This is a genomic window from Sphingomonas sp. Leaf62, from assembly GCF_001421915.1.
GTDB lineage: Bacteria > Pseudomonadota > Alphaproteobacteria > Sphingomonadales > Sphingomonadaceae > Sphingomonas.
This window is the reverse complement of the sequence record NZ_LMLN01000028.1, coordinates 482,015-500,670: the sequence shown is the minus strand read 5'-3', so window position 1 is coordinate 500,670 and position 18,656 is coordinate 482,015. Positions and strand designations below refer to the sequence as shown.

Genomic DNA, 18,656 nt, shown 5'->3' with positions numbered 1-18,656 from the left:
CTTTTACCGGCGAACGGGTATGGAAGCCACAGTTGCGACTTTACAGGCATTTCTTGCGGCGGATGCGAACAAGTTCGAATATCGGGAATGGACGACGACGATGTGTGACGCGAATGACGATGCCGCGACCGGCGACCTGGTGGCATCGCCGCCGAAAATTCCCGTACCTGAGGACGTCGTGGAGGCGATCCGCACCCTGATCCGCTGGACCGGTGAGGACCCGGCGCGCGAAGGGCTGATCGAAACCCCGCTGCGGGTTGCACGCGCATGGCGCGAATATACGCAGGGCTATGCCGACGATCCCGCCCGGCACCTCGAACGCGTGTTCGAGGAAGTCGGCGGCTATGACGAGATCGTCCTGCTCCGCGACATTCCGTTCCAGTCGCATTGCGAGCACCATATGGCACCGATCGTCGGCAAGGCGCACATCGCCTATCTGCCCCGCGATCACGTCGTCGGTATATCGAAGCTGGCGCGCGTGCTGCACGGCTATGCCCGGCGGTTGCAGGTGCAGGAACGCCTGACCGCCGAGGTCGCCGACTGCATCTGGAACGGCCTGAAACCGCGCGGCGTCGCAGTGGTGATCGAGGCGACGCATGGCTGCATGACCGCGCGCGGTGTGCGCACCCCCGGCGTCACCATGACCACCAGCCGCATGATGGGGGTGTTCCGCGACGACGAACGCAGCCGCAAGGAAGTGCTGGCGCTGATGGGGCGCGGCTGACGGAACGGGAGCGACCGGCCGACGTTTGCGCAGGATGAACCGTCGCATCGCCCTGCTGATCCCGCTGGCGCTGGCCGCCTGTTCTTCCGAACCGGCCGCTTCCACGAATGCGACGCAGGCGGCGATGCCGGTCGGGTCGCTTGGCGGCGTCGATCCGGCGGCGGGCGGCGGCGTCGTGTCGATTCGCGGCGTGCCGACCTCGCCGGCGCTTCATCCGGCGTCCGAATTGCAGCCGTTGGTCGGGGACGATCTGAAGGACAAGGATCTACTGGGTTCGGGTTGCGCCTTCCACGCCGGTGCCGATGCCCCGATGCTGCTGATGGTCCGCGACGAGGGCGACGGGCTGGTCAAATATAACAAGCGCTTCCACCGCATCACCGCCGCCACGCCGGGCCGGGAGGCGATGCAAGTCGGCGCGATTCTTGCGGGCGACGGCGTGTCGTTCACCCTTGCCCGTCAACCGGGCAATGCCGTGCCATCGGGCGGATCGTCCCGGGCATGGCCAGCGACGCTGACGATGCGCACCGCCGACAGCGGCGAGCGCATCTATCGCGAAGGTCGCTGGGAATGCGGCAGCTGATCGCCGGGCGTTGCGTCATCGGCGATGGCATTCTACAGCGCGTCGATGGCCTCGTAGCTCAGCTGGACAGAGCGCCGCTTTCCTAAAGCGGGCGTCGGGGGTTCGAGTCCCTCCGAGGCCACCAGTCATCGTCCACGATCCACTGCGGTCGGCGAACCGGGTGTAACCGTCGCGATATTGCCCTGATCCTGCCGCCGGCTGGAACCTGCCATGCACGACCGTCCCGAGATGCTCCTGCCGAAAACGATACGATCGATCGCCAGCCGCAGCGGGTGCGAATGGGGCTGGCGACCGGACGCGATACCGCAGGTGATCGATGCCGCCGAACAGGCAGGCCTGCTCAATATTGGTGGCCAATTGCAGTTCCGCCTGCCGGGAGCCACGTGCGAATGCTATTGGGTCGAGGTCGACGCGGTGGCGCAGGAACCAGGGGGCCTGCGCTGGACCGAACGCGTCGCGCGCGCTGCCACCGTCGCCCGACAGCAGTTTGCGGACATCCGCAATCGGTACGGCTTCCTTTCAGAAGAGCGCGACGCATTCCCCGCTGCGTTTTACGCCTATGAGGCCAGTGGCGGCAACCTCTGCGACTGCCTCTGGTTCATCTGGTACCTCGAAGCCGACCGACCCCGACCGACATCCGTTCGCGCGTACTTGGGTTAATTCGCGCGTTCCGGCGGCACGACCGGCAACAGTAACGGCGCGACCGGTACGCCTTCCTCGACCAGTGCCTTCGCCTCGGCCCGCGTCGCCTGCCCATGGATCGTCGCCAGTTCGGCATCGCCGACATGCATCGCCCGCGCGCGATCGGCAAAGGCGGTACCGACCCACTCGCTGTTCGACAGCGCCGCCTGTTGCGCCTGCGCCAAAGCCTGCAACGCCGCCTTCATCGCCTCGGGCGGCAGTCCGGCGGAGCGGCCGCCTTTCGGGCTGATATTGGGGGCCATCACCGCCTTCTCGATCGTCACGTCGTCGCAGAACGGACAGCGGATCAGCCCCTGCGCGCGTTGATCGGCATAAGCACCGCTCGATGCGAACCACGCCTCGAACACATGCGCGTTGCTACAACGCAGGTCGAACACGATCACGCGACGGTCCCGACCGGCGGGATCGTCCGGCGATGCGCCAGCACCGGTATCCGCGCGCGCACCGCATCGACCTGCGCCGGATCGATATCGACGAACCCGACCCCGGCCGCCTCACCCATGTCGAGCATCACCTTGCCCCACGGATCGATGACCAGCGAATGACCGAAGGTCGTGCGGCCGTCCGCATGCTGCCCGGTCTGTGCCGCGGCGACGACGAACGCCCCCGCCTCGATCGCCCGCGCGCGCAAGAGCACATGCCAATGCGCCTGCCCGGTCGGGACGGTGAATGCCGCCGGCACCGACAGCAGCGTCGCACCGGCATCGGCCAGTGCCCTGAACAGATCGGCAAAGCGCAGATCGTAACAGATCGCCAGCCCGACCTGCCCGACCGGCGTGGCGACGACGCTGGCGCTTTGGCCTGGCGCATAGCTTGCCGATTCGCGCCAGCTCTCGCCCGTCGGCAGCGTCACGTCGAACAGATGCAGCTTGTCGTACCGTGCCCGGATCGCCCCGGCGGAATCGATCACATAGCCGCGATTGGCGAGTCGCCCGTCGGCCAGCCGGATCGCCAGCGACCCGAGATGAACCCAGATGCCCGCTTGTGCTGCCGCCGTGCAGACCGCCCGCAATACCGCGTCGGCATCCTCGGTCGCGATCGACGCGGCGGCACGGTCGCGGTCGCGGTCGATCAACCCCGACATTTCGGGGGTGAACAGCATCGCTGCGCCGCCCGCCGCCGCCCGTTCGATCGCATCCACCAGCACCGCTGCATTGGCGTGCGGGTCGGTCCCCGCCGTCATCTGAAGCAGCGCAAGCTTCATGCGTTCAGCAGCGCATCCAGCTTGCCTGCGCGTTCCAGCGCCGCCAGATCGTCCGACCCGCCGACATGGGTATCGCCCACGAAGATCTGCGGCACCGTCGTCCGGCCGTTCGACCGCGCCAGCATCTCCTGCCGCTGCGGACCGCCCATGGTGATATCGATCTCTTCATAGGCTGCGCCCTTTTCATCGAGCAGCCGCTTGGCGCGCGTGCAATAGGGGCAGAACGCCTTCGTGTAGATGAGGATACTGGTCATGCTGCTGAGGTGTGGCCGGCGACCGGGCTTGTCAATCGTCCGGACCGACGACCCGTGCCCAGCACAGGATCGTGACGCGCTCCGCACCCGCCGCGCGCAGCCCCCTTGCACAGGCCGCGACCGTCGCGCCGCTGGTGTGGACGTCGTCGATCAGGACCACCGACTGACCGGTGACCCGCGCCGGATCGACCATGACGAATGCGCCGCGCACCGCCTGTGCACGCTTGCGGCCGTTCATGCCCTTGAGCGGCGGGGTGGCGCGGGTTCGCCGCAGCACGTCGCGCGCAACCGGCACACCTGACAGCCGCGACAATCCGGCTGCGATCAACAGCGCCTGATTATAGCCGCGCGTCCATAACCGCCGCCGGTGCAACGGCACCGGCACGAGCAGCGTCGCATCGCTCGCCAGATGGCGGTGCATCAACCGCGCCATCGTCGTCGCCAGCGCCAGCCGTCCACCATATTTCAGCTTCAGCGCGACATCGCGCGCCACCGGGCCATAGGCGACGGCAGCCCGCAGCCCGTCATGCGCCGGTGGCCGGATGAGGCACGGCGCGCATCGCAGACCCGGTCCCCGATCGATCGCGAACGGCGCGCCGCAGGTGACGCAGGCCGGATCGCCGAGAAAGCGCAATGCCGACCAGCATAGCGCGCAGAACCGATGGTCCGCCTCGACCACCTCGCCACAACCCGGACAGCGCGGCGGCAGCGCCAGCGCGACCAGCCGGTTCAGTGCGGCGACGGGGGCGCGGGCGAGCAGCATCGCCCCTTGTCGCCGCCCACGCCGCCCGGCACAAGCAGCCGCGTGACCGCCCCCGACCTCTTCGCCCGCCATCGCCGCCGCCTGCACCGCGACCGCGCCCAGCCCGGCTTCGCGCGCGCCGATTTCCTGCATCGTTACATGCTGGAGGGGATCGAGGAACGGTTGCAGGCGGTGACCCGTCAGTTCACCGACGTGCTCGACCTCGGTTGCCACGATGCCGCCTTCACGCCCCCGGCGGGTACCCGCATCGCACGACTCGATCCGGGCTTCGCCTTCGCGCGGGCGGCAGGCGGCGTGCAGGGTGACGAGGATCGGTTGCCGTTCGCCGATGGAGCCTTCGATCTTGTGGTGTCGGTCGGGGTGCTGGACAGCGTCAACGACCTGCCCGGCGCGCTGACGCTGATCCGGCGGACGCTGCGCCCCGACGGCCTGTTCCTCGCCGCCTTTACCGGCGGGCGGACGCTATCGACGCTGCGCCAGTCGCTGTTGACGGCCGAGGCCGATCGGCCGGCTGCGCGGGTCCATCCACAAATCGACCTGCGGTCGGCGGGCGACCTGCTGGTCCGCGCCGGCTTTGCCTTGCCGGTCGCCGATTCGGAAACGCTGACGGTGCGTTATGCCGGCATGGGCAAGCTGGTCGACGATCTGCGCGGCATGGGCGCGACCGGCCTGCTCGAACCCGCCCCGCTCGGCCGGGCCGGGCTGATGGCAGCGGCCAGCGCCTTTGCCGATCGCGCCGATGCCGATGGCCGGACCGCCGAGCAGTTCGAGGTGATCTACCTGACCGGCTGGGCCCCCGCCCCCAGCCAGCCGCAACCGGCCCGTCGCGGCAGCGCCACCGCCTCGCTCGCGGACACGCTGCGGCCCAGATAGGTTAGACAAGCGCTTCGAGCAGGCCGATCAGCGGCCGGTCGGCGGGTGGCATGGCCAACGCATGCAGCTGCACCGGCCGCAGCCATCGCAGCGCGGTCGCATGGCGCGCGACCGGCATCCCCTGCCATTTGCGCAGGGCGTACAGCAGCAGCAGCAGATGCCGATCGCCCAGCGGTTCGCTGGCAAAGGCGGCAGGCGCGAGGCAGCTGTGATCGACGACGATCCCCAGTTCCTCGTCCAGTTCGCGGACCAGCGCCGCCTCCGGCGTCTCGCCGGGTTCGATCTTGCCGCCGGGAAATTCCCACAGACCGGACATCGCCGTTCCCGGCGGACGTTGCTGGACCAGCACGCGGCCATCGCCGTCGATCATCGCGGCGGCGCTCACCATCAGGAAATTGGAGTTCCGAGTCGACAATTTCTTAACCTCCTGCGCCGTAGGGATCGGTCCGGTCATAGCGGAGTAGGTGATCCATGCGATGCACGCTGCGCCTGTTACGCGGTCTTTGGCGGGATCGGCGCGGGGCCACCGCCATAGAATATGGCATCCTCCTCGCCATGATTGCCGTCGCGATCTCTGCCGCCGTCGCCGGGCTGGGCGATGTGAACGGCGGCATCTGGAATAGCGTCGCGACCAACGTCATTGCACACAGCCGGATCGGTTAACCATCAAAATATCGCCGGTAACCGTTCTGCTTAAAACTTTATCAACCGAGTTCTTCCTACTGTCCGCATGCTGACCGGGCATCGTCCGAACGGCCGGGAAATTGAAGTACGCAGAACCATGGAGACCCAGATGCAGAAGATCCGCACCTTCCTGAAGAACAGCAAGGGCGCCACCGCGATCGAATACGGCCTGATCGCCGCGCTGATCGCCGTTGCCGCCATCACCGCCATGCAGGGTCTGGGCAATCAGCTCAGCAAGACCTTCAACAACGTTTCGGGCCAGATGGGCGCGACGAAGGCCGGCGGCTGATCTCAGCCATCGCCGGATGCAAGGGGGCGGCGGGACTTCGGTTCCGCCGCCCTTTTGTTTCGGATTACAGCCTGCCCATCTTCAGGAACTTCTGACGCCGTGCCTGCCGCAGCGACGCGGCTTCCATGCCCGACAATTCGCCCAGCGCCTGGTCGATCGCATCGCCCAGCGCCGTGATCGCCGCACCCTTGTCGCGATGTGCCGCACCCAGCGGTTCGGACACGATCCGGTCGATGACGCCCAGCGACTTCAGGTCCTGCGCGGTCACGCGCATCGCCTCGGCCGCTTCGGGTGCCTTGTCGGCGGTGCGCCACAGGATCGACGCGCAGCCCTCAGGCGAGATCACCGAATAGACCGCGTGCTCCATCATCAGCACGACATTGCCCGCCGCCAGCGCGATCGCGCCACCCGACCCGCCTTCACCGAGAATCGCCGACACCATCGGCACGCCGAGGTTCAGCGCCGCCTCGGTCGACCGCGCGATCGCCTCCGCCTGTCCGCGCTCCTCGGCCTGGATGCCGGGAAATGCCCCCGACGTGTCGACCAGCGTCACCACCGGCAGGCCGAACCGGTCGGCCAGCTGCATCAGCCGGATCGCCTTGCGATAGCCCTCGGGCTTGCCCATGCCGAAATTGTGGCGCAGCCGGCTGGCGGTGTCGTCGCCCTTCTCATGCCCGATGACCACGACCTTGCGGCCCCGCAAACGGCCCATCCCGCCGAGGATCGCCGAGTCGTCGGCAAAGGCGCGGTCGCCGCCCAGCGGCATGAAATCCTCGATCAGTCCCGCGACATAATGTTTGAAGTGCGGCCGCTCGGGATGCCGCGCGACCTGCGTCTTCTGCCACGGGGTCAATCTGGTATAGGTTTCGCGCAGCAGCCGGTCGGACTTGGTCTGCAACCGCCCGATTTCGGTGGCGATGTCGAGTTCGCCGTCCGCGGCGGTATCGCGCAGTTCGTCGATCCGCGCCTGCAATTCGGCGATGGGTTTTTCGAAATCAAGGAAGCTTGCCATGGGTCCGCGCCCTATGGCCGTGTCCGCCCGGCGTCAATCAGCGGGTGGAGTTCGCTCACCAGCCGGACCAGTCGCGACGCATCGACATGGGTATAGATTTCGGTGGTCGCGATATCGGCATGGCCCAGCATCGCCTGCAACGCGCGCAGATCGGCGCCGCCCTCCAGCAGGTGCGTGGCAAAGGCGTGACGCAGCACGTGCGGGCTGATCCGGTCGGGCGGTATCCCCGCCTCTCCCGCCAGCGCCCGCACGACCTGATACAGCCGCATCCGGCTGAGATGCGACTTGCCCGACGGGAACAGCCACGGGCTGGCCGCCGGCACCTGCGCGCGCCAGCGGACGACGGCGGCGCGCGCGCGATCCGACAGTGGCACCATCCGCTCCCGCCCGCCCTTCCCCTTCAGGATCAGATAGGGCCGGTCCGACACGACCGCCCCGCGCGGCAACGACACCAGTTCGGTCGCCCGCAGCCCCGATCCATAGAGCAGCTCGAACAGCGCCGACAGCCGCAGGTCGTTGCGATCGGGCGGCACCCGCGCGATCCGCACGTCGATCGCCGCGAACATCGCCTCGATGTCGCCGCCCGACAGCGTCCTGGGCAGCGGCCGCGACGTGCCCGGCCGGGGCAATGCGCTTCCCGGATCGTCGGCGCGCAACCCTTCCTCGGCAAGGAACGCATAGAACCGCCGCAGCGCCGACGCCTTGCGCGCGACGGTCGATTTGGCCAGCGTCGCCCAGCCATCGGCCAGCCGCCCGATGGCGGCGGCATCCGCCTCGGCCAGTGTCCCGCCCAGCGTCGCCGATGCCAGCGACAAATCGGTGCGATAGGCAGCGACGGTATTGCGTGCCGCCCCCGCCTCCGCCGCCATCATTTCGAGGAAGCGGTCGATCAGCACCCGATCGCCGCCGATGCCGCTCACGACCGTGCGATCGCCTCGGCGGCGATCATCCGCGCCTCGCCCTCACGCCCCGCCGCGCGCAGCGCCGCGACGATGTGGAACAGCGCCACCGGCGACACGCCGCGCCAGTCGCGCGTCTGCATACCCATAGCGGCGAGCAGCAATACCGTGCCAGCCTCACCCCGCACGCCCGACCGGTCGATCGCATCGGTCCACGCGTTGCGCGCCCCGATCGCGACGTTCAGGTCGCGGGCCAGCCCCTGCACCTGATCCTGCGGCAGCCGCCCGAGACCGGCCAGCCCCGCGAACAGCAGCTGTCCCTTGCGCCCGTTCTGCCCGGCATAGTCCGATACGGCCCCCACCGCGACCGACCGTCCCATCGGATCGGCCAGCGCCAGCATCGCCCAGCCGTCGCTGCCGACCGGCACCACCGAACGCCAGCGCAGCGCCGGCAGGTCGAGCCCGGCGGTCAGCATCGATGCGATCAGCGAATCAGCATCGGCGACATGGTCGGCCACCGGCGCGATCATCGCCGCCGCCCGCGCGGTCAGCACCCGGCGCGCATGGCCCAGCGGCGAGGTCGCCGCCGGTTCCCAGAACTGCCGCAACACCGCCAGCCGCGCGTCGTCGCTACCGGTAAAGGCGGTCCGCAAATCGGTGGCGAGCGCGCTTTGCGAACTGCTGGCATCCTCGTCGGCCAGCAATTGCGCATACAGGTCGACCAGCGCCTCGCTGGACAAGACGCCCTGCGCCGCCGCGAACTCGCCATCGGTCAGCCGGACATTGGGCGCGAATTGCGGCGCGGTCGCATGCCAGTAGCGGACCTGTGGCCCGACCCCGTCGAACATCGCTGGCGGCACCGGCGTCGCGCTGGCGGCGGCCATGCCGTATCGCCATGCCGTCAACCGGTCGACGCCGTCCCATTCGATCGTCGCCGCCCGGCGACCCTGCGCGCCCTTGCCGACCAGCTTTTCCGCCAGCGCGACGTCGATCGCGCCGCCGCCCGGTGCCTGTCGCCGCGCCTGATCAACGATCCGCCCGGCCTCGCGCGGCTGCCCCGACAGGCCGAGGCAGACGGCGTTCGCCAGTCGCCAGCCGCGCTCGTTCGAAACCCGCATCGCCGGCTGGACCAGTGGGCACAGCCCCCCCGGATCGCCGGTCGCCAGCAGCGACTGCATCGCGATCTGGTATAATTTGGGGGTGTAGTTATCGAGATCGACCGACTGGACCAGCGCGCGCGCCGCCGGTGCTTCGCCCATGCGAACCAGGAGCCACGCCCGCTCGGCGGCGAAGTCCGCGCCGTCGACGCCGGTCGGCGTATCGAGATCGGCGACCAGCGCGCGGCGTAAAGCGATCGAGACCCAGCGCGACGCGACCGGCGCGTCGAGCGCGCGCATGATCCGTTCCAGCCACGGACCGTCGGCCGCGCCGAACGCATCGCGCGCGAAGTCGCTGCCCTGTCCGGCAATGCCGATATTGTTCAGCGACCGGCGGGCGAAGTCGGGCAATTCATATTGCCGCAGCGCCGCGGCATCGATCGGCACCGTCGATGCCGATGCCGATGGCGTGGGCGTCGGGGTCGGCAGCGCGCCGGGCACGCCCGGCAATGGCTGCACGATCGGCGCGGGCGGCGCGAGGATCGGCCCGCCCGGCACCGCCGATCCACTGGGTCGGGGCGTCGGCGTCGCAGCCGGCGCATCGCCGAACCCCGGCGGCAACAGCGATTCGGGTACGTCTTGCCCGATCGCCGGTACCGCGATGGCGATCAGTGCCGCTGCGGCGACCCCGATCCGCAACCGGTCAGTTGGCGAGATTTTCAAGCGAGACCGCCTTTTCGATCTGGGTCGGCTGCTGCTCGGTCGACCGCCCCGCCAGCAGGAACATGCCCGCGATCAGCGCGACCACGACGACGAGAAGAATGACAAGCGAACGCGACATGGATCAAATCGTCCCGGTAATTTGGGTCGGACAAAGATGGCGAAGCGCCTTTTGCCCGATCGGTTGGGCGGCTGTATAGCCCATCGTTCAATGCTGCAAATTCAAGAATCCATCCCCCAACCGCCGCCGCCCTGGACCGGGCGTCCGATCGTCCTGATCGGGTTGATGGGCGTCGGTAAATCCACCGTGGGCCGGCGTCTGGCCCAGCGGATGAAGCTCGATTTCGTCGATGCCGATCACGAGATCGAACATGCCGCCGGCATGACCATCTCCGAAATCTTCGAACGGTTCGGTGAAGCGCATTTCCGCGACGGCGAACGCCGCGTCATCGCCCGCCTGATCGATGGTACGCCCAAGATCATCGCGACCGGCGGCGGTGCGTTCATGCAGGACGAGACCCGGACGCTGATCCTCGACCAGTCGCTGGCGATCTGGCTCGATGCCTCGCCCGACATCCTCGCCGAACGGGTCCGCCGCCGCGACACCCGCCCGCTGCTGCGCGGAAAGGACCCGCGAAAAGTGCTGACCGAACTCGCCCGCGTTCGCAATCCGGTCTACGCGCTTGCACCGATCCATATCGTCAGCCAGCACGCACCGCATGACGCCACCGTCTCCGCGATCCTGAAAGCCATCGGCCAATGACCGTCATTCCCGTCGCGCTTGGCGACCGCAGCTACGACATCGTGATCGAGGACGGCGTGCTCGCCCGTGCCGGCGACTATCTCGGCCCCATCGCGCGCGGACGGCGGATGGTGATCGTCGCCGACGCCAATGTGCCGATGCATCTGGCAACGCTGCGCGACTCGCTGTCGGCGGCAGGCGTGGACAGCGAAGCGATCGAGATCGCGGCGGGCGAAGGCTCGAAGAGCTGGGCGACGCTCGAACGCCTGCTCGATTCGCTCCTTGCGCTGGGGATCGAGCGCGGCGACCATATCGTCGCGCTGGGCGGCGGCGTGATCGGCGATCTGGTCGGTTTCGCGGCGGCGATCCTGAAGCGCGGCTGCGGCTTCGTACAGGTGCCGACGACCTTGCTGGCGCAGGTCGATTCGTCGGTCGGGGGCAAGACCGGAATCAACACCCGCGCCGGCAAGAATCTGGTCGGTGCCTTTCATCAGCCGGCCCTCGTCCTGATCGATCCGACCACCCTCGACACGCTGCCGCCGCGCGAAGTGCGCGCGGGCTATGCCGAGGTCGTCAAATACGGGCTGATCGACAACCCGGATTTCTTCGCATGGTGCGAGGCGAATGGCGCGGCCTTGCTGGCCGGCGACCCCGCCGCCCGCGCCTATGCCATCGCCCGCTCGGTATCGGCCAAGGCGCGGATCGTCGGTGCCGACGAACGCGAGACGACCGGCACCCGCGCGCTGCTCAATCTCGGCCACACCTTCGGCCATGCGCTGGAGGCGGAGGCCGGCTTCGACGGGTCGCTGCTGCATGGCGAGGGCGTTGCCGCCGGCATGGCGCTGGCCTTCGCCTATTCCGCCGAACAGGGATTGTGCAGCCGGCAGGATGCCGATCGCGTCGCCGTGCATCTGCGCGCCGCCGGCCTGCCCGAAGGACTTGCCGCCGCCCGCATCACCGCATCGGGCGAAGCGCTGGTCGCGCACATGCTCCACGACAAGAAGCGCGAAGGCGGCACGCTGCCCTTTTTGCTCGTTCGCGGCATCGGCCAGACCTATCTCGACCGTTCGGTCGATCTGGATCAGGTCGCCGCATTCCTGAACCGTCAGCCCCGCTGATGCCGCAGGGCGTCGCGAAGCGGGATCTGCCGACCAAGATCTGCCCGGTGTGCGAACGCCCCTTCGCGTGGCGCAAGAAATGGGCACGCGACTGGGACAATGTCGTTTATTGTTCGGACCGTTGCCGCCGTACGGGAACACCGCGTTAACGCGATCGAAAGCGCCATACGATATCCGGCGACGCTCGTGGTAGTTGGAGCGTGGGTCGGCCGTCATGGATCATCAACGAAGGGCACGGCTCGGCGGTGACTGCGGGGTGCTTGCCTGGCTGGTCGACCCGACGACCGACATTCCCCGCGATGCCCGTCCGCTCCTGTACGGCGCGCTGCTGGCCGCCCCGGGCGTCGTCGTCATCGGCGTACTCAGCAGCCTCCTGATTACCGTCGCCGCAGCCATTCGCACCGGGCTGACGCAATTCTGGATCTTCGCCGCGATCGACATCACGCTGCTGCTGCTCCGCCTGCGTGCGGTCCGGCGCTGCCAGCGTCATTTCCGGGCCGGGACGCTCCCGACGATCGATCGATCGGTCATGCTGACGATCGCTTGGTGCGCGTTGCAGGGTATTGTCGCCTTCGCCATCGGGCTGACCGGCGATCTGCCGACGATCGTCATCACGACCGCCTTCATCCTCGGCCTCGTCGCACCGATTTGCGCGCGCAATCACACTGCGCCCCGACTTGCGGTAACGCTGGTGTTGTTGTGCGATGTTCCGTTCAAGATCGGACTGGCCCTGAGCGGGCATCCGATCCTGTGGATTCTGATCCCGTTGTCCGTGCCCTTGCTGGCCAGCGTTCGCGTCCTGCTGCGCAATTTCACCACGATCCTTGCCGCATCGCTCAACGCCGCCGAACGCAACCGCTTGCTTGCGGGACACGATCCGCTGACCGGCCTCGCCAATCGCTACGATCTCGACGCCCAACTGGCCCGGCTTACCGCCTCACCCGAACATCCGCTGGCGCTGCTGTGCCTCGATCTCGACCGGTTCAAGCCGATCAACGACCGGTTCGGCCATGCCGCCGGCGATGCGGTGCTGGTCGGGGTCGCCGAACGGCTGCACGTCGTGGCTGGGGAACAGGCACTGATCGTGCGGCTGGGCGGGGACGAATTCCTGCTCGCCCTCCCCGGCCTGTCACCCGGACAGGCCCAGTCCCTCGCCGAACAACTTGCGCGTACGATTTCGGGCAGCAGCTACCCCATCGACTCCGGCGAACCGATCACGGTCGGGGTCAGCATCGGCTATGCCTGCTTCCCCGACGACGCGACCTCGCTCGCCGTCCTGCGCAACCGCGCCGACGATGCGCTGTATTCCGCCAAACGCGGCGGCGGGGTCCGGCGGTACGATCCGCAGGCGGCGCTCACCCACGTCGCCTGAACGGTCAGGGGACGCCGCTGCCCGCCGACTGCTGCTGACGCCGTTCGGCGAACCATTGGCGCAGCATCGCCTGGGTACAGCCGGTCTGGCCGCCGGTGCCGATCACCGAGCAGCTGTTGGGCCGCGTCGCCCGTGCCGCTTCCATCGCGAAATCGGCCCGCTGTGCCCAGCTCGCATCCGCCGACCGCTGCGACGGGGGATCACGGAAGCGCTTGGGAATGCGATAGCGCTCGTTTTCGTTCAGCCGGGCGCACACCACGATCTCGTCGTCGCCCTCGGGCTTCGGGCATTGCTCGTCGCCATACACGGTTGCGTTGCGCACCCGTTGCGGCGGATCGGCCGGCGCGTCCTGCGCGATCGCCGGACCCGCGATCGCCAATGCCAGTCCCGCCAAAACCCAACGCGTCATCGTCACTCTCCTCGCTCCCGGTCATAACCGCCGTCCCGGATGAGCGCAGGCTGAACGCACCGCACGTTCGGGGCGTTGCACGCACGCCGCTACACGCTATGGCAGTGCCATGATCCTCGTCATCGACAATTACGACAGCTTTACCTGGAACCTCGTCCATTACCTGATGGAACTGGGTGTCGAGGTTCGCGTCGAGCGCAACGACGCGATGACCGCCGCCGACGCGCTTGCCAGCAACGCGCACGGTTTCCTGATCTCGCCCGGCCCCTGCACCCCGACCGAAGCGGGCATTTCGCTCGACCTCGTCGCGGCGTGCGCCGAAGCGCGCCGGCCCCTGCTCGGCGTCTGCCTCGGTCATCAGGCGATCGGCCAGCATTTCGGGGGAAAGGTCGTGCGCGGCGGGTTGATGCATGGCAAGACCTGTCCGGTCGAGCATGACGGCACCGGCGTGTTCGAAGGGCTGCCCTCGCCCTTCATCGCCACCCGCTATCACTCGCTGATCGTCACCGAGATACCCGACTGCCTCGCCGTCAACGCGACCGCGTCCGACGCCAGCGTCATGGGGCTGCGCCACCGCGAGCTGCCGATCCACGGCGTACAGTTCCACCCCGAAAGCATCGCCACCGAACATGGCCACGCCATGCTCGCCAATTTCCTGAAACATGCCGGCTTGGCCGCGACGATGCCCGCATGACCGTCACCACCCTGCTCCCCGACCCGTCGACACCGCTCAGCCACCAGAGCGCGGCCGAGGCGTTCGCCGCGATCCTCGACGGCACGGTCGGCGACGATGCCATCGCCAACTTCCTGACCGACCTCGCCATCCGCGGCGAAACCAGCATCGAGATCGCCGAGGCCGCGCGCGCCCTGCGCGAACGGATGATCCCGATCGCCCCCGTCGCCAACGCGATCGACGTCTGCGGCACCGGCGGCGACGGCCACCACACGCTCAACGTCTCGACCGCCGTCAGCCTCGTCGTCGCGGCGTCCGGCGTACCCGTCGCCAAGCACGGCAACCGCGCCGCGTCCAGCAAGGCCGGGGCCGCCGACACGCTCGAAGCGCTCGGGCTCGACATGACGCTGGCCGGTGCGATGGCCGAATCCAGCCTGCGCGATATCGGCATCGCCTTCCTCTTCGCCGCGAACCACCATCCGGCGATGCGGCGTATCACCCCGATCCGCCAGCGTATCGGCCGTCGCACCATCTTTAACCTGATGGGGCCGCTCGCCAATCCGGCCCGCACCACCCGCCAGCTGATCGGCATCGCCCGCCCCGACTATGCGGTCGTCTATGCCGAAGCGATGGAGCTGCTCGGCGCCGAAACCGCGCTGATCGTGTCGGGGGAGGAAGGGCTGGACGAAATTTCCGGTGCCGGTCCGACCATCGTCGTTCCCGTTGGCATGGCCATGGCCGACCGCATCGTCCCCGAAGACGCCGGCCTGCCCCGCCATCCGATCAGCGCGATCCGGGGTGGCGACGCGGCGCATAACGCCGCCGCGCTGCGCGCACTGCTGAAGGGCGAGAAGAGCGCGTATCGCGACGCAGTCTTGCTCAATGCCGCCGCCGCGCTGCTTGTTGCCGACGCCGCCACCGACCTTCGCGACGGAGCCGAACGCGCCGCCGACACCATCGATAGCGGCGCGGCCGACCGCCTGCTCGACCAATGGATCGCCTACCCATGACGATGCTCGACACCATCCTCGCCACCAAGCGGAGTGAGGTCGCCGCCCGCAGCGCCCGCGCTAGCATCGCCGATCTCGACGCCCGCGCCAGCGAACGCACCCCGCCACGCGGCTTTCGCGCCGCGCTCGACGCAAAACCGGGCCACGCCCTGATAGCCGAGATCAAGAAGGCCAGCCCGTCCAAGGGATTGATCCGCCCGGATTTCGATCCGCCGGCCCATGCCCGCGCCTATCAGGCCGGTGGCGCGGCCTGCCTGTCGGTGCTGACCGATATCGACTATTTCCAAGGTGCCGACGACTATCTGGTCGCTGCCCGCGCCGCCTGCGACCTCCCGGTCCTGCGCAAGGACTTCAACGTCGATCCGTGGCAGGTGGCCGAGGCGCGCGCGCTTGGGGCCGACGCGATCCTCATCATCGTCGCCGCACTGTCCGATGCACAGATGACCGAGATCGAGGCAGCGGCGATCGAACGCGACATGGACGTGCTGGTCGAGGTCCACGACCGCGCCGAACTGGAGCGGGCACTCGCCCTCCGATCGCGTCTGATCGGGGTAAATAACCGTAATCTCAAAGACTTCTCGGTAAGTTTTGATCGGACCTATGAACTGGTCGATCACGCCCCGGCGGGCTGCACCTTCGTTGCCGAGAGCGGGCTCAGCACGCGCGCCGATCTCGACGCGATGGCCGAACACGGTGTCCGCTGCTTCCTGATCGGCGAGGCGCTGATGCGCCATCACGATGTCGACGCCGCGACCCGCGCGATGATCGGATGAGCCTCACCCATCTCGACGCCGATGGCAGCGCGCACATGGTCGATGTCGGCGGCAAGGCAGTGACGCAGCGCGTTGCCATCGCCACCGGTCGCATCACCATGTCACCCGAAGCACTGGTCGCAATCCGCGACGGGCTGGTCAAGAAGGGCGACGTCCTCGCCGTAGCCCGTATCGCCGGCATCATGGCCGCCAAGCGCACCAGCGACATGATCCCGCTCTGCCACCCCCTACCGTTGACCAAAGCGTCGATCGAGTTCGCATTCGAGGAAACCGCGATCCGCGTCCACGCAACCGCTGCGACCGATGGCAAGACCGGCGTGGAAATGGAAGCATTGACAGCAGCTTCCACCGCATTGCTGACGGTCTATGACATGGCGAAGGCAATCGACAAGATGATGGTAATCGAGGGGATCTGCGTGCTGGAAAAGCAGGGCGGCAAGTCCGGGAATTGGGTGCGGGGGTGATCGGGACCGGGCGCGATATCTCGTCTGCTCTCGCCCTGTGTTGAAGTACCACCCTTCCGCCACCAAACGCCGCCCCGGACTTGACGGAGATCTGTACGAAAGTACCGATCCCTCGCCTCTGCCGTACCCCAGCGCAGGCGGGGGTCCAGGGTTCCAAGCGTAAGCCGTTGTTCTGTCTGGCGCTGGACCCCCGCCTGCGCGGGGGTACGGAAGGGTAGGAATAAGTACGTTCGCAAAAGTCCCGACTTGATCCCGGCTCCCGCCACCTTCTCGCCGCTCGACAAAAGCGAAACTCCGGATCAAGTCCGGAGCAACGAAACGCCCCTCCTAACGATATGAAGGCCGACCCATGCGCCTCCTCCCCGTCGCCGAAGCCCAAGGCCGTGTCCTCGCGCTCGGTCGCGCCACCGCCGCCGAAACTCTCCCCATCGCCGACACTATCGGTCGGTTCGCCGCGACGGACATCGTCGCGCGCCGGACCCAGCCGGCGCGCCCGCTATCGGCGATGGACGGCTATGCGATCCGCTTCGACGATCTGCCCGGCCCGTGGGACGTCATCGGCGAAAGCGCTGCCGGTGCCTCCTTCGCCGGCACCGTCGATGAAGGCCAGGCGACCCGCATCTTCACCGGCGCGGCGATGCCGACCGGCACCGACTGCGTGCTGGTGCAGGAGGAGGCGACGCGCGACGGTGACTGCCTGCACCTGTCGGGCGAAGGTCCGGTCCGGGGCGGCAATGTCCGTCGCGCCGGCCTCGATTTTCGTGAAGGCGAGCTGCTGATCGCGGCAGGCGAACGCATTACCCCTGCCCGCGCAGCGCTGGCCGCGATCGCCGGGCACGGCACACTGTCGGTCGGTCGTCGCGTCCGCGTCGCCATCGCCGCCACGGGGGACGAGCTGGTCCCCGCCGGACAGCCGATCGGCGACGACCAGCTGCCCGAAACCAACGGCTTGATGCTGGCGGGACTGCTCGCCGACCTGCCGGTCGACCGCATCGATCTTGGCATCCTGCCCGACCGGATGGAGGCGCTGGTCGACGCTTTTGCCGGCGTGGAATGCGACCTGCTCGTTACCACCGGCGGCGCGTCGGTCGGCGACCATGATCTGGTCCGGCCGGCGCTGGCGGCGGCGGGCGGGACGCTCGATTTCTGGCGGATCGCCCTGCGGCCCGGCAAACCGATGCTAGCGGGAACGCTCCGCGACGCGGCGGTGCTCGGGCTTCCCGGCAATCCGGTGTCATCCTATATCACCGCGCTGTTGTTCGTCCGTCCGCTGGTCGCGCGGCTGGCCGGTGCCGCCGATCCGCTGCCCCGCACGTCCCGTGCCATGCTGGCGCATCCGCTGCCCGCCAACGGACCGCGGCAGGATTATCTGCGGGCGACGCTCATCGACGGGCAGGCATCGACCGCCGCCATTCAGGACAGTTCGATGTTACGGACGCTCGCCCGCTCGGACTGCCTGATCGTACGCGCGCCGCACGCGCCGGCGGCGGAAGCGGGCGACTCGGCGGAAATCCTGCAACTAGCTTGACGGCAAGAAAATCGTTTCCTATTGGTTCCACGTCTGTTCCGACGGAGAACCCCATGTTGACGCGTAAGCAGCACGAGCTGATCTGCTTCATCGATGACCGGTTGCGCGCGACCGGCGTCTCCCCTTCGTTCGAGGAGATGAAGGAGGCGCTCGATCTCAAATCGAAATCGGGCGTGCATCGCCTGATCTCGGCGCTGGAGGAACGCGAGTTCATCCGTCGCCTGCCGAACCGCGCCCGCGCACTCGAAGTGCTGCGGATGCCCGAGCGCCCTGTCGCGAAGAAGGTGGCGGCCAAGCCTGCCGCCGCGCCCCGGCCCGCGCCGCAGCCCGCCAACGACGTCGTCGAATTGCCGCTTCACGGTCGCATCGCTGCCGGCGTCCCGATCGAGGCGATCGAGGGTCAGGCGACGCTGCCCGTTCCCGCCGCGCTGCTCGGGGCTGGCGATCACTATGCGCTCGAAGTCGCCGGTGATTCGATGGTCGAGGCGGGCATCCTCGATGGCGACTATGCGCTGGTTCGCCGCACCGAAACGGCACGCGACGGGGAAATCGTCGTTGCGCTGATCGAGGATAGCGAAGCGACGCTCAAATATTTTCGTCGCGAAGGGGCGATGATCCGTCTCGATCCGGCCAATCGCAGCTACGACCCGCAACGCTATCGCCCCGAACAGGTGCGCGTACAGGGCAAGCTGGCCGGCCTGCTCCGCCGATATTGAATGAATAGGAGCGATTCGCGGTTGCGCGCATAACGCGTGCGAGTGTGACT

General features: G+C 68.0%; 26 protein-coding genes and 1 tRNA gene. 17 read left to right on the top strand and 10 right to left on the bottom strand.

Going from position 1 to position 18,656, the window contains the following annotated elements:
* Positions 1 to 100 precede the first annotated feature (100 nt).
* From folE to ASE91_RS13870, 4 genes are all read left to right on the top strand, one after another.
* The gene (gene folE, locus ASE91_RS13885; RefSeq protein ID WP_056627229.1) at positions 101 to 724 is read left to right on the top strand and encodes a GTP cyclohydrolase I FolE; all 624 of its coding nucleotides are present in this window, start codon (positions 101 to 103) and stop codon (positions 722 to 724) included.
* A 34-nt stretch (positions 725 to 758) separates the two neighbouring features.
* On the top strand, positions 759 to 1,304 hold the full coding sequence (locus tag ASE91_RS13880) for a hypothetical protein (protein ID WP_056627033.1): 546 nt from the start codon (positions 759 to 761) through the stop codon (positions 1,302 to 1,304).
* A gap of 47 nt (positions 1,305 to 1,351) precedes the next feature.
* A tRNA-Arg gene (locus tag ASE91_RS13875) sits at positions 1,352 to 1,428 on the top strand.
* A gap of 86 nt (positions 1,429 to 1,514) precedes the next feature.
* Entirely contained in the window at positions 1,515 to 1,964 is a 450-nt protein-coding gene (locus ASE91_RS13870; RefSeq protein WP_056627031.1) for a hypothetical protein, read from the top strand.
* Here the strand turns inward: ASE91_RS13870 and ASE91_RS13865 are convergent.
* Genes ASE91_RS13865 through ASE91_RS13850 form a run of 4 tightly spaced genes read right to left on the bottom strand, consistent with a single transcriptional unit; the run spans position 1,961 to position 4,227 of the window.
* On the bottom strand, positions 1,961 to 2,389 hold the full coding sequence (locus ASE91_RS13865; protein WP_056627029.1) for a DUF1178 family protein: 429 nt from the start codon (positions 2,387 to 2,389) through the stop codon (positions 1,961 to 1,963). The two genes, ASE91_RS13870 and ASE91_RS13865, sit on opposite strands and share 4 nt — an antisense overlap.
* A complete protein-coding gene (locus ASE91_RS13860) occupies positions 2,386 to 3,210 on the bottom strand; it encodes a carbon-nitrogen hydrolase family protein (RefSeq protein WP_056627026.1) in 825 nt (274 codons plus the stop codon). The genes ASE91_RS13865 and ASE91_RS13860 overlap by 4 nt, the downstream gene beginning before the upstream one ends.
* Entirely contained in the window at positions 3,207 to 3,464 is a 258-nt protein-coding gene (gene grxC, locus ASE91_RS13855; RefSeq protein WP_055994693.1) for a glutaredoxin 3, read from the bottom strand. The genes ASE91_RS13860 and grxC overlap by 4 nt, the downstream gene beginning before the upstream one ends.
* Positions 3,465 to 3,495: 31 nt before the next feature.
* Complete coding sequence (locus ASE91_RS13850; protein ID WP_056627227.1) at positions 3,496 to 4,227, bottom strand: ComF family protein; 732 nt, start codon at positions 4,225 to 4,227, stop codon at positions 3,496 to 3,498.
* 42 nt (positions 4,228 to 4,269) lie between these two features.
* Here ASE91_RS13850 and ASE91_RS13845 point away from each other — a divergent pair, with 42 nt between their 5' ends.
* The gene (locus ASE91_RS13845) at positions 4,270 to 5,100 is read left to right on the top strand and encodes a class I SAM-dependent methyltransferase (protein WP_056627024.1); all 831 of its coding nucleotides are present in this window, start codon (positions 4,270 to 4,272) and stop codon (positions 5,098 to 5,100) included.
* Position 5,101: 1 nt separating this feature from the next.
* Here ASE91_RS13845 and ASE91_RS13840 read toward each other — a convergent pair whose 3' ends face one another.
* Positions 5,102 to 5,488 (bottom strand): (deoxy)nucleoside triphosphate pyrophosphohydrolase, encoded by a 387-nt coding sequence (locus tag ASE91_RS13840; RefSeq protein WP_055994697.1) that lies wholly within the window; start codon positions 5,486 to 5,488, stop codon positions 5,102 to 5,104.
* 83 nt (positions 5,489 to 5,571) lie between these two features.
* Here ASE91_RS13840 and ASE91_RS13835 point away from each other — a divergent pair, with 83 nt between their 5' ends.
* On the top strand, positions 5,572 to 5,763 hold the full coding sequence (locus tag ASE91_RS13835) for a Flp family type IVb pilin (protein ID WP_055994700.1): 192 nt from the start codon (positions 5,572 to 5,574) through the stop codon (positions 5,761 to 5,763).
* A 130-nt stretch (positions 5,764 to 5,893) separates the two neighbouring features.
* Positions 5,894 to 6,073: a Flp family type IVb pilin gene (locus ASE91_RS13830; protein WP_055997017.1), complete on the top strand. Its 180-nt coding sequence runs from the start codon at positions 5,894 to 5,896 to the stop codon at positions 6,071 to 6,073.
* Between the two features lie 64 nt (positions 6,074 to 6,137).
* Here the strand turns inward: ASE91_RS13830 and ASE91_RS13825 are convergent, their stop codons facing one another.
* From ASE91_RS13825 to ASE91_RS20280, 4 genes are read right to left on the bottom strand one after another with little or no spacing between them, the layout of a single operon-like run.
* A complete protein-coding gene (locus ASE91_RS13825; RefSeq protein ID WP_056627022.1) occupies positions 6,138 to 7,085 on the bottom strand; it encodes an acetyl-CoA carboxylase carboxyltransferase subunit alpha in 948 nt (315 codons plus the stop codon).
* 11 nt (positions 7,086 to 7,096) lie between these two features.
* Positions 7,097 to 7,996, bottom strand: coding sequence for a tyrosine-type recombinase/integrase (locus tag ASE91_RS13820; protein ID WP_156357859.1), 900 nt, complete (start codon positions 7,994 to 7,996; stop codon positions 7,097 to 7,099).
* Between the two features lie 5 nt (positions 7,997 to 8,001).
* A complete protein-coding gene (locus tag ASE91_RS13815; protein WP_056627020.1) occupies positions 8,002 to 9,804 on the bottom strand; it encodes a hypothetical protein in 1,803 nt (600 codons plus the stop codon).
* Positions 9,785 to 9,922, bottom strand: coding sequence for a hypothetical protein (locus ASE91_RS20280; protein ID WP_200909539.1), 138 nt, complete (start codon positions 9,920 to 9,922; stop codon positions 9,785 to 9,787). The genes ASE91_RS13815 and ASE91_RS20280 overlap by 20 nt, the downstream gene beginning before the upstream one ends.
* A gap of 90 nt (positions 9,923 to 10,012) precedes the next feature.
* Here ASE91_RS20280 and ASE91_RS13810 point away from each other — a divergent pair, with 90 nt between their 5' ends.
* The 4 genes from ASE91_RS13810 to ASE91_RS13800 all read left to right on the top strand — a co-directional run bounded on the left by ASE91_RS13810 (position 10,013) and on the right by ASE91_RS13800 (position 13,033).
* Positions 10,013 to 10,564: a shikimate kinase gene (locus ASE91_RS13810; protein ID WP_056627017.1), complete on the top strand. Its 552-nt coding sequence runs from the start codon at positions 10,013 to 10,015 to the stop codon at positions 10,562 to 10,564.
* Positions 10,561 to 11,661 carry a 3-dehydroquinate synthase gene (aroB, locus tag ASE91_RS13805; protein WP_056627015.1) on the top strand — a complete coding sequence of 367 codons (1,101 nt, stop codon included), beginning with the start codon at positions 10,561 to 10,563 and terminating at the stop codon, positions 11,659 to 11,661. Before ASE91_RS13810 ends, aroB begins: the two co-directional genes overlap by 4 nt.
* Positions 11,661 to 11,810: a DUF2256 domain-containing protein gene (locus ASE91_RS18965; RefSeq protein ID WP_082439004.1), complete on the top strand. Its 150-nt coding sequence runs from the start codon at positions 11,661 to 11,663 to the stop codon at positions 11,808 to 11,810. Before aroB ends, ASE91_RS18965 begins: the two co-directional genes overlap by 1 nt.
* Before the next feature lie 65 nt (positions 11,811 to 11,875).
* Complete coding sequence (locus tag ASE91_RS13800) at positions 11,876 to 13,033, top strand: GGDEF domain-containing protein (RefSeq protein ID WP_082454025.1); 1,158 nt, start codon at positions 11,876 to 11,878, stop codon at positions 13,031 to 13,033.
* 4 nt (positions 13,034 to 13,037) lie between these two features.
* Here the strand turns inward: ASE91_RS13800 and ASE91_RS13795 are convergent, their stop codons facing one another.
* Complete coding sequence (locus tag ASE91_RS13795) at positions 13,038 to 13,442, bottom strand: hypothetical protein (protein ID WP_082454040.1); 405 nt, start codon at positions 13,440 to 13,442, stop codon at positions 13,038 to 13,040.
* A 109-nt stretch (positions 13,443 to 13,551) separates the two neighbouring features.
* On the opposite strand from ASE91_RS13795, the gene ASE91_RS13790 reads away from it, so the two are divergent.
* The 6 genes from ASE91_RS13790 to lexA all read left to right on the top strand — a co-directional run bounded on the left by ASE91_RS13790 (position 13,552) and on the right by lexA (position 18,606).
* Entirely contained in the window at positions 13,552 to 14,136 is a 585-nt protein-coding gene (locus ASE91_RS13790; protein ID WP_056627008.1) for an anthranilate synthase component II, read from the top strand.
* Positions 14,133 to 15,125, top strand: a complete 993-nt coding sequence (gene trpD / locus ASE91_RS13785; protein WP_056627006.1) for an anthranilate phosphoribosyltransferase — start codon at positions 14,133 to 14,135, stop codon at positions 15,123 to 15,125. The genes ASE91_RS13790 and trpD overlap by 4 nt, the downstream gene beginning before the upstream one ends.
* A complete protein-coding gene (gene trpC / locus ASE91_RS13780) occupies positions 15,122 to 15,898 on the top strand; it encodes an indole-3-glycerol phosphate synthase TrpC (protein WP_056627004.1) in 777 nt (258 codons plus the stop codon). Before trpD ends, trpC begins: the two co-directional genes overlap by 4 nt.
* Positions 15,895 to 16,362, top strand: a complete 468-nt coding sequence (moaC, locus tag ASE91_RS13775; RefSeq protein WP_056627002.1) for a cyclic pyranopterin monophosphate synthase MoaC — start codon at positions 15,895 to 15,897, stop codon at positions 16,360 to 16,362. The genes trpC and moaC overlap by 4 nt, the downstream gene beginning before the upstream one ends.
* A 349-nt stretch (positions 16,363 to 16,711) precedes the next feature.
* Positions 16,712 to 17,890, top strand: a complete 1,179-nt coding sequence (locus tag ASE91_RS13770; RefSeq protein ID WP_056627001.1) for a molybdopterin molybdotransferase MoeA — start codon at positions 16,712 to 16,714, stop codon at positions 17,888 to 17,890.
* Between the two features lie 53 nt (positions 17,891 to 17,943).
* A complete protein-coding gene (lexA, locus tag ASE91_RS13765) occupies positions 17,944 to 18,606 on the top strand; it encodes a transcriptional repressor LexA (protein ID WP_056626999.1) in 663 nt (220 codons plus the stop codon).
* Positions 18,607 to 18,656 lie beyond the last annotated feature (50 nt).